Consider the following 8734-nt stretch of genomic DNA (forward strand, 5'->3'; position numbering starts at 1 on the left):
ACCTCGCCATTGCGGGCGTTTGATGATTCAGTGTCTCCAGTGGGGTGGAGGAGGCACGGGGATGGGAACGACGCCTGGCTTCTTTGATTTCGATGATCGCCTGAAGCGCCTGAGCGACCTGGGCGACCAGCTCGAGGCGTTCGGCACGGCGGTCGACTTCGAGATGTTCCGGGCCGATCTCGTTGCGGCGCTCGACTACACCAGCGGTCCGCAAGGGGGCCGCCCGCCGTTCGATCCGGTGATGATGTTCAAGATCCTGGTGATCCAGGCAGCCAACAATCTGTCGGACGAACGCGCCGAGTTTCGGATCAACGATCGGCTTTCGGTCATGCGCTTCCTGGGCCTTGGCTTGTCCGGCCGCGTGCCGGACGCCCGCACGATCTGGCTGTTCCGGGAGAAGCTGACGAAGGCCGATGCCATCAAGGGGCTGTTCGAGCGCTTCGATGCAGCACTTCGGGCGTCGGGCTACATCGCCATGTCGGGCCAGATCCCCGGGTCAAGCCCGAGGACCTCCGCCAGCCTCGTGGCCGCGCCTCGACAGAGCAACACGGACGAGGAGAAGAAGGCGATCAAGGAAGGCCGGGTGCCGGAGGAGTGGAAGAAGCGGCCCGCCAAGCTCCGACACAAGGACCGCGATGCGCGCTGGACTGTGAAGTTCGCCAAGGCCAAGGAGAAGGCGGACGGCACCAAGCCGCCGGTGGACATCGCCATCCCGACGTTCGGCTATCAGAACCACATCGCTATCGACCGCCGCTTCGGCTTCATCCGGACCTTCATGGCGACGGACGCAGCGGCCTATGAGGGCGCCCGGCTGCGCGAGGAGCTGCTCGACAAGACCAACACGGCGAGCGACGTCTGGGCGATACCGCTTATCGTTCGGCCGCCAACGAGGCGTTCATGGCTCAGAACGGCTTCGTCAGCCGGGTTCATCGCAAGAAGCCGGCGGGCAAGCCGATGCCAACGGCAGCGCGCCGCGCCAACAATGCCAAGTCCAAGGTCCGTTCGGCGGTCGAGCACATCTTTGCCGAATAGAAGAACAGGATGGGCGTGTTCATCCGCACGATCGGCATCGCACGAGCGACGACCAAGATCGGCATGGCCAACCTCGTCTACAACATCAAGCGCCTGATCTTCCTGGGAAGGAGGGCGGTGGCGTGAGCCGGACGCCTGGATAGCGCCCTTCACCTACCCGCCGGAGCTGCGGCTCAGCAGCCGAGGCGGCACTGCGAGACTTCACGCTCCCAATGCCCAGCCAAACCCAAAATCCTGGCGTCGATAGAACCGTCCAGCTTCGGGTGTTCGTGTCGTTCGGGCCTCATGAACGCGGCGCCAATCCGGTCCTTCAAGAAGCGCCGAGAGCTGCGCGGCCGTCAGCCGAATGACACCGTCCGTGATCGCCGGCCATTTGAACGCGCTGTCTTCCAGCCGCTTTGTACCAGTATCAGCACATGACATCGACATGGCTCCAAGCCTTTCCCTCGTCCGAAAGGCCCGGAAACTCGCCGGCTACGCCGCCATCAGCAAGGTGCGACAGCGACGACGCTTACCGAATATCCGGGGTAAAACCACAACATGGTCAGGCCGAATTCTCGGCTTTATCCACTCGTCCTGGCCTGCTTCGAGCGCATTGTCCGCCTAGCAAGGCGGAGGCCGTCCCTCATGTTCAGGCCGAGCAGCGCCAAGTTCACCAGTCCGGCGGGGAGTTCAAACGACTGAGATCCCGGCGAAGGACTACCACGGAAGCTTTCCACTCGCCTTTTGCCGAAAGCAAAACGTGCGACCTGCTGCTTATATTCCCAATCCGCGCTTGCGGCCAAATCTCCAATCAATGCCGCCGTCGTTGCGGGCGATGCCCGAGACATGGCGACCGATCTGCTTTTCGAGTGAGGGCGACCAGGGTACGAGTTGAAAGCCGAGACCGTCATCGATCATGGCGAAGCGACCGGAGGCGAGCGCGAAGCGCCGACGATAGGTCCCGGCGACGTACTCGTCGCCGCCAGCGCGGTTGAATGGCAGACCTGTTTGTGCTGCGAGCTTTTCGCCCAACGTCTGGAGCTCGCGCTGGCGGAGCGTCTCGATCAGATTGCGTGAGAAGACGATCCGCTGACCCTGCCGCTCGGCGAGCCCCTGAGCGACCAGGTGTTCGGCGCGGCGATCCATGGCGTCGCGAACCTCGGCGCCAAAGCCGCCGCCGAGGGGAACCGGTACGCGGGCGATGGCCTGCCGGTCGAGCCAGGTGGCGCCGGTGGTTGTGACCTGGGCGGCGATGTCAAGATCGGATCTGACGGCGAGCGCCACACGCTGGCGGCCGTTCGCAACTTCGAACTTGCGCAGCTCGACGATCGAGCCCTGAGCGCTGTCACCTGCCGCGTCGAGATCCGGCAGCTTGATGTGGTGGGTGTGGCCGTCAACGCCGTCGACCACGGCATAGGCCGTGCCCTTCAGTTCGTCGTCGAGGCCGCGGGCGACGAGGCGGCCGATGACCGGATCTGCGAGGCTTTCGGACGCGAGGACATAGCTCGCTGCCCCACGATCGATGCCGCGCTCGGTGAGGCCGCGATGGATGCGCTTGATGATGTCGCCGCGTTCGCCCAAATCCCGAAGCGTCGCTTCTGTATGGTCCGAGAGCGTCCATTGGCCGGGCGCGATCTGTTGCGCGAGGCCAAGGCTCTCCAGCTTGCGCAGCCGTCCGACTTTTAGCGCGTCGAATTCATCGGGCTTGTGGTCGGCACGAGGTGCGGTGTCGATGACGCCGGCTCGATAGCCTTCCCGCACCAACTGGCGATCGAGATCGGTCCAGCGCTCGGCGTCGATCTGACGTTCAAGCGTCTGGCGGATGTCGTAGTCGGTGCGTGGACCAAGTTCCTGGGTGATGAGATTGCGCGCCCGATCGCGCATACCTTCCTTGATGTAGTCGCGGGCGATGACGAGATTTTCGCCGTCGTCGCGCACGCCACGCACGATCAGGTGGACGTGCGGGTGCTCGGTGTTCCAGTGATCGACGGCCGCCCAGTCGAGACTGGTGCCGAGGTCCGTCTCCATCTGACCGACCAGATCGTGGGTGAAGCCCTTGAGGTCGGACATCTCCAGCGCGTCGTCGGGCGAGACGATGAAGCGGAAGTGGTGGCGGTCCTCTTGGCAGCGCTCGGCAAAGCCCTTCGCGTCGACCTCATCGGCACCCGGGCCGAACAGGCGGGCCTTCTCGCCGTCGCGGGTGACACCCTCGCGTCGGAGATAACCAAGATGCGTTGCGAGTAATGCAACGCGTCCGCTGTGCCTGACGAAGCGGGCCTTAATGACGGCGCCGCGCGAGCGGGAGGTGATCCGCCGGTTGGCCTGGATGGAGGCGCGCTGGCCGCGCCCGAGGCGGGAGCGCGCAGGTGAGCCGATCTTGTCTCTACGGGACACCGTGCCGCCGGCGCGTTCGACGGCTGCAAGGGCCTGGGCGATGAACGGCCGGGCGCGCTGCGCCTTGCTGGAGCGGATGCGGCCGGGCCGAATGCGGAAATCGTCCTCGCTCGTCATCGCCGGAGCCCCGCACCTCGCGCAGAAGCGCTGATATGCTTGCGAAAGAGCGCTCGCCAAAGGCCGCGCCGATCGGGCGCACATCGCAGTTTCGCGGCGCAAACCCCTGCCAATCCACGACCGTCTCTCAGCGCACCTCGCGCGCCTTTATCCTGCCATATCCCCACTGCGCCCTCCCGCAACGCCCAGCCTACCGCCGTCAATATCCGCAACCCCTCTGGGCCGCGCTGAAGCACGATCGACCTCATGGCTGGCCTTCCGTCGGAGTGATCCGCACAAACAGCCCGTCCGGCGGCGGTTGCAAGGGAGAGAATGGGCGCCGCAAGGGCGCTGCCGCGGCTGCACCGGTTTGTCCGTCGGCGCGCCGTGGGGCAGCGGCCGGCGTGACATTGGAATGCCGAGTGAACAGCGGCGACTGCGTCCAGTCGACGGACGCGATGGCATCCTCGGTGAGCGAGGCGGCCACCTCACTGCCGATCATCGGGGCGAGCTTGGCGACGTAAGCCCGCGTTTCGGCCGGCAGCGGACGGCCAAGGAGCAGATTCTCCTCGTAGCGTCGGGGACCCGCATTGTAGGCAGCGAGGAAGCCTGGCGAGCCGTAGCGATCGAGCATCGCGCGCAGATAGGCGGTGCCAGCGAGGATGTTGTCGTATGGGTCGAACGGGTCCGATCCGAGGCCCATTTGGATGCGCATATCCCGCCAGGTGCTTGGTATCACCTGCATCAGCCCCATGGCGCCGGTCGGCGAGACAGCGCGAGCCTCGCCGTTGCTTTCGGCGACGATGACGGCGCGAATCCAATGCGGCGGGATGGCAAAGCGCTGAGCGGCTTCTGAGATCGCGGCACTGACCAGATCGGCCGTCGCGGTGAGCTCCGGCGGGAATGCCTGCGCTTGAACGGGGACGGGCGCGGCTGCAGCCAGCAAGAGCCATGGAACGAGGAGAAGCGACCAGCGACAGCTCGGTGACCATCGCCTGCTTTGATTCCGGCCAAGTGGCGCGAGTGTCGTCTTTGTGCAGGGGCGCGGGCCGAAAGCGCGCCATCCGGCACCGGTCGCAGAGGCGGCATCCGCGCCGGTCACCATGCCGGCCCCCGCCATTCGAAACGGCCGTCGCCATCTGCGTCGGTGGCGATGGGAATGGCGCGTCCGATGACGGTGCGCGCCGGAAGCGGGCCAAAATATCGCCCGTCGAAGCTGTCTCGGACGCTCGTGTTCATCAGAAAGACTTCGTCTTTCACGATGCGCCGGCAGCCCTGCCAAACCGGCAGCGGGCGACCCATGCGGTCGCGGTCGAGTGCCTCTCCGACGGTTTTGTCATCGAGCCTGACGCTGCGGCCGTTGCGGCAAACGTTCTGGCCAGGCAAGCCGAGCACGTGCTTGATCAGCGGCACGCCGCACGGGAGATAGCCGCGATCCGCCATGAAGCGCGCCAGCCGCTCCGGCGGCGTCGCTGCGACGAGATCGCCAGTCTTGAGCGTGTCCACCGGCATGGTGAGGTAAAGTCCGATCGGGGCGCTGGCCGAGGCGTTCCAGAGCAGTTTCGGCGCCGACGGGGTGGCAAGCGAACCGCCGACGAGCGCTACCGCGACGCAGCTCGCGGCGAGGATGGCCGCGCGCGTCATGGCATGCGCTCTCCCGATAGATCTGCACGCGCCTCTCCTTCGCCGTGCCGGTCGTCGGTGATCCTCTGGCGCAGTTGGTACGCCGAATGCTGTTCGCGAGTGTAGACCCGCGGCTCGTGACCAGCGGTGAGGCGGTTGTGAACGTGCCGCCAATAATCCGGCGCGACGGTGCATGGATCGATGCCGAGGGCCTCGACGGCGTCGATCATCTGCAGCACTCGTTCCACCTTTGGCCAGCCGGCGATCTTGAGCAGAATGTCGCCGCCGGGGCGCACGAAGGGCAGCGTTTGATAGAGTTCGCCGGGTGCAACGGCGCGCACGATGTCGATTCGCGAAATCACCGTGCCATAGTCGTTCGCCGCCCAGCGGACGAACGCGAAGACGGTGTTGGGAGCGAACAACAACAGGCGCCGGCGGCGATCGAACCGTTGTTCGCCGGCTTTCCGGCCGAAGCGGATCCAGAACTCGATCTTCTTTGCGATCCAAGTAAGTTCGACGCAGGTCAGTTCGTCGAGCGGCGGTATTTGAGGCCCTGTTCCAGCAGATGGATTGCGCTTCATCGGGCGCCTCCATCGTTGCGGTCCCACGCACACGCTGGCGGGAGCCCGCAAAGTGCGTCACAGTGGATGACGAGATGGCGGCGGACCGGGTGCTGGTCGGACGAGGCGATCGGGCCGCGACGTGTCGGTGCTCTCCGATGCACGTCGCTTCCCGGCCGTGCCGAGCGTGTCAGCTTGTTATTGGGTAGGTCCGGGTCGCTCCTGCCGCGACCGCTTCGTCCTTCTTCCCGGAAGCCCTCATGGCCACCGCTATGGCTGCCGACCTCGGCTCCATGGCGAAGCCCAGTTTGTCCGTTCCCGAGCCTTTGCGGTGGCTTGTCGGGTGAGCTTCCGCCGGCCTTGTCCACCGGTGGGCAAATCGCGGGGTCCGTTAGAAAGATTCCGAAGGAATCTAAGTTACTAAAGTTACGGGCGCCGCAAGCTGCTGATGGCGCTTCGGAAACAGGCGATTTTGGTCCCCGATAGCACGAGGATACGGTCCCCGATAGCACGACGGGTCGGGTCCCTGATAGCACGAGACGATTCACAGCTTATCCCCAGCTTGTGCACAGGCAGATGGAGGATGGGACGGTGGGCCGAACGGGGCCGCGCCGATCGGCGCGAAGGACAGCCGGGCGGGGGCGTCCTCGATCTGTTCCAGCGTGAGCCGGTAGCCCGGCAGGCGCTGCCGGCGGACGATCTCGCGCAGGTCGTAGGCAAAGTGCTTCAGCGGCGAGAGGCTGCCGGACTTGGCATGGAGATGCGGGAGATCGAAGCTCCAGCCGAACTGCTGCCGGCCGCCATGCTTGCGCACGAGACGGTAAAGCCAGCGCTCCAGCCCGCCGGTCAGCGCGAAATACGCCCGGTCGATGGTAAGGACGAGCGCATCGTCGAGGACGGCGGCATAGAACCAATCCGGCAGGATCAGCTCCAGGCCGAGCGGCCGGCCATGGGCGTCGGCCTTCTCCTTCCATTCGTTGATCCAGGAGAAGCGGTGTAATCGCCGCTCGGCCGGCTGGCGGATCGAGGTGGCGATCGTGGTCGACTGCAGCCGATCAAGCGCCGCCTTGAGGCGGGCGTAGTCGCGCAGCGACACGCCACGGCCGGCGAAGGTGAGGATATCATAGGGTGTCGCGGCCATCAGCCGCGAAGGGCGAAGTCCGGCATCGCGGGCCCCGACGATCTGCGAGGCCGCCCAGATCAGCACGTCGGCATCCCAGATGGTGGCCATCCCGTGCTCAGGCACCGCCTCGACGCGGATGACGATGGTGCCAGCGCGATAGTCGATCGGCGCCAGACGCTTGGACTTGGCCAGAGAGAAGAACGGATAGGCCATGAGGTCCTGGGCGTCGCGCGGGGCAAGATCACCGGGCAGCGCCCGGAAGAGATCGAGCTGCTCGCGTTCGGCCTTGTGGGGATGAGCCGGCATCAGCGGGCGTCGCGCCCAGTGGTCCGCAGCAACGGCGAGGCATGCCGCTTGGCGGGAAGCAGCGAGCCGCGCGGATCGGAAGTCGAGGTGACGGCGCCGCGGTCGGCCCAGGCCTGGAGATCGTCGAGGCAATAGACGACACGGCCGCCGAGCTTGCGGTAGGCGGGGCCGGTGCCATAGGTGCGGTGCTTCTCGAGGGTGCGGCCGGAAAGACCAAGGAAGCGGGCGGCTTCGGGCGTGCGGAGATAGCGCGGCGGCAAGCCGGGGATGGTGGGCGTCATGATCGGGCCTTCGAGGGTTGAATGAGGCCGCCGGCGATCGGCGGCGAACGAAGGCCACGGTGGCGGAGAAGCGCCGCGCAGAGGGAGGGCGAAGAGGGAAAGCGAAAAATCGCCCCCTCGGCGGCAAAGGGTCAGTCGTGGCGGCGATGGCGGAAGAGATCGCGATAGCCGCCGCCGACCAGGCGGGTGCCCTCGCGCACGAGCCGTTTGACCTTGTCGCGCAGAGACGAGGTCTTCCACATCTCGTCGGCGAGCCGACCGGCACCGAACAGGACCGCAGCGATCTCGCGGTGGGTGGCGCCACAGCTTCGTCCGTCGAAGGCCTGCAGCGCTTGCCGGATGGTGTGGCGCCGCTGCGGCGTCAGCCGATCGTCGGGCGGAATGCGGCGACCGGCGAGCACATGCCGGTAGCGCTCCAGCGCGCGCAGCCGGTCAGGAAGATCGGCATCCAGCGGAACGATGGCGGCAAGGGCATCGTCGGCCGCGATGCCCGGCAGAACGAAGACATGGAGGGAGGAGAGGCCGGCGCCGAAGGCAAGGTCGAGACCATCAGTGCCAGCCGGAGCGGCGCCGGCGTCAGGCGGCGGAGCAACCTCGCCGGCAACAGGGGCAAGAACCGGCTTCTGCGTCAGCAGCACCGTCGCCGGATCGACCTCGGCCGTCCAGAACACCGTCGCATCGTTCGCCGTCTCGCTCGGTGCCGTTGGGAAATCGGATCCCCCAGCGCAGCCGCATCAGGCGCGCCAGATGCGCGGCGTTGCGCGCATGGTCCTGCACCTCGGCAAAGTCGCGCTGATAGTCCGGATTGCGGCGCAGGCACTCCCAGGCGAGATCGGAACCCGTGAGATCGTCGAGATAGTCGTAGTCGGACGAAGACCGCCATCGCGATGCATCAGGCACCATGGCATCCTCCTTGCCGCAAAACGCGCGGCTGCTGATGCCTTGAAAGATTCCCGCTGCGATTGTGCTTGGGAAGTCCGCCTGCCGGCATCACCCGATGCGGCGCCAGCATCACGGGGTGCAGTCAGTGCTGCTCTTCGCGCGCGAGAAAGCGATAGCCGGTCGTGCTCATCCAGCGGGCGCGGGCGAGATGGGCCTCATAAACATGCCTTGCGCGCTCCGGCTCCCGTGCCGGATCAAGCCCGAACAGCACAGCAGCCACCTCCTGCCAGTCGGCGCCGTCGGCCGCCGCGTCGAGAAGCCGCACGTAGAGCTTCACATGCGCGCGGTCGTAGTCGGTCAGCCCGTCGCTCTCGGGCGGCGCATCGTGTAGTGGCGAAGTGATCATGGCGGCCCTCGCAGAGGCTCCAGCGTCGGCGCTGCGATAGCACGGCGGC

General features: G+C 66.1%; 10 protein-coding genes and 1 pseudogene. 1 reads left to right on the forward strand and 10 read right to left on the reverse strand.

Annotated elements, in window-relative coordinates; all coding sequences use genetic code 11:
• The first annotated feature begins 61 nt into the window (after nucleotides 1–61).
• Nucleotides 62–1158 (forward strand): annotated as a pseudogene (locus tag B5D38_RS20590) (IS5 family transposase).
• 75 nt (nucleotides 1159–1233) lie between these two features.
• Here B5D38_RS20590 and tnpB read toward each other — a convergent pair.
• The 10 genes from tnpB to B5D38_RS20640 all read right to left on the reverse strand — a co-directional run bounded on the left by tnpB (nucleotide 1234) and on the right by B5D38_RS20640 (nucleotide 8682).
• On the reverse strand, nucleotides 1234–1461 hold the full coding sequence (tnpB, locus tag B5D38_RS20595; protein ID WP_078710333.1) for an IS66 family insertion sequence element accessory protein TnpB: 228 nt from the start codon (nucleotides 1459–1461) through the stop codon (nucleotides 1234–1236).
• A gap of 327 nt (nucleotides 1462–1788) precedes the next feature.
• On the reverse strand, nucleotides 1789–3525 hold the full coding sequence (locus B5D38_RS20600; protein ID WP_078710334.1) for a relaxase/mobilization nuclease domain-containing protein: 1737 nt from the start codon (nucleotides 3523–3525) through the stop codon (nucleotides 1789–1791).
• 244 nt (nucleotides 3526–3769) lie between these two features.
• The gene (locus B5D38_RS20605) at nucleotides 3770–4450 is read right to left on the reverse strand and encodes a lytic transglycosylase domain-containing protein (protein WP_245319432.1); all 681 of its coding nucleotides are present in this window, start codon (nucleotides 4448–4450) and stop codon (nucleotides 3770–3772) included.
• Nucleotides 4451–4602: 152 nt separating this feature from the next.
• A complete protein-coding gene (locus tag B5D38_RS20610) occupies nucleotides 4603–5148 on the reverse strand; it encodes a S26 family signal peptidase (protein WP_078710335.1) in 546 nt (181 codons plus the stop codon).
• Entirely contained in the window at nucleotides 5145–5708 is a 564-nt protein-coding gene (locus B5D38_RS20615; RefSeq protein ID WP_078710336.1) for a DUF2840 domain-containing protein, read from the reverse strand. The genes B5D38_RS20610 and B5D38_RS20615 overlap by 4 nt, the downstream gene beginning before the upstream one ends.
• Before the next feature lie 523 nt (nucleotides 5709–6231).
• On the reverse strand, nucleotides 6232–7116 hold the full coding sequence (locus B5D38_RS20620) for a replication initiator protein A (protein WP_078710337.1): 885 nt from the start codon (nucleotides 7114–7116) through the stop codon (nucleotides 6232–6234).
• Nucleotides 7116–7397, reverse strand: coding sequence for a helix-turn-helix transcriptional regulator (locus B5D38_RS20625; protein ID WP_078707140.1), 282 nt, complete (start codon nucleotides 7395–7397; stop codon nucleotides 7116–7118). The genes B5D38_RS20620 and B5D38_RS20625 overlap by 1 nt, the downstream gene beginning before the upstream one ends.
• A 131-nt stretch (nucleotides 7398–7528) precedes the next feature.
• Complete coding sequence (locus tag B5D38_RS20630; protein WP_078707141.1) at nucleotides 7529–8068, reverse strand: DUF2285 domain-containing protein; 540 nt, start codon at nucleotides 8066–8068, stop codon at nucleotides 7529–7531.
• Nucleotides 7974–8300: a transcriptional regulator domain-containing protein gene (locus B5D38_RS22310; RefSeq protein WP_165690783.1), complete on the reverse strand. Its 327-nt coding sequence runs from the start codon at nucleotides 8298–8300 to the stop codon at nucleotides 7974–7976. Before B5D38_RS22310 ends, B5D38_RS20630 begins: the two co-directional genes overlap by 95 nt.
• 121 nt (nucleotides 8301–8421) lie before the next feature.
• On the reverse strand, nucleotides 8422–8682 hold the full coding sequence (locus tag B5D38_RS20640; RefSeq protein ID WP_078707513.1) for a DNA -binding domain-containing protein: 261 nt from the start codon (nucleotides 8680–8682) through the stop codon (nucleotides 8422–8424).
• Between the last annotated feature and the right edge of the window lie 52 nt (nucleotides 8683–8734).

The organism is Consotaella salsifontis (assembly GCF_900167365.1).
GTDB lineage: Bacteria > Pseudomonadota > Alphaproteobacteria > Rhizobiales > Rhizobiaceae > Consotaella > Consotaella salsifontis.